The 214-nt window shown below is 60.7% G+C and carries 1 protein-coding gene; it reads left to right on the top strand.

Features of this window, described 5'->3' with window-relative positions; all coding sequences use genetic code 11:
- On the top strand, positions 1-214 hold a 214-nt coding region (locus tag A3714_RS08490; protein ID WP_156493851.1), incomplete at both ends, for a ribonucleotide reductase N-terminal alpha domain-containing protein.

The raw sequence follows: 214 nt of genomic DNA, 5'->3' as shown, positions 1-214 counted from the left end.
CCTGGCCGTGGAAGAGGACAACCGGGAAGAACGCGCCATCGAGTTCTACAACCTGCTGTCCAGCTTCGACTACATGAGCTCCACGCCGACCCTGTTCAACGCCGGCACCCTGCGCCCGCAGCTGTCCAGCTGCTACCTGACCACCGTGCCTGATGATCTGCACGGCATTTATGGCGCCATCCAGGACAATGCCATGCTGTCCAAATTTGCCGGC

Source organism: Alcanivorax sp. HI0007, from assembly GCF_001635525.1.
Lineage (GTDB): Bacteria > Pseudomonadota > Gammaproteobacteria > Pseudomonadales > Alcanivoracaceae > Alcanivorax.
Note: the sequence above shows the minus strand (reverse complement) of the source record. Positions and strands in the feature narration are given on the sequence as shown.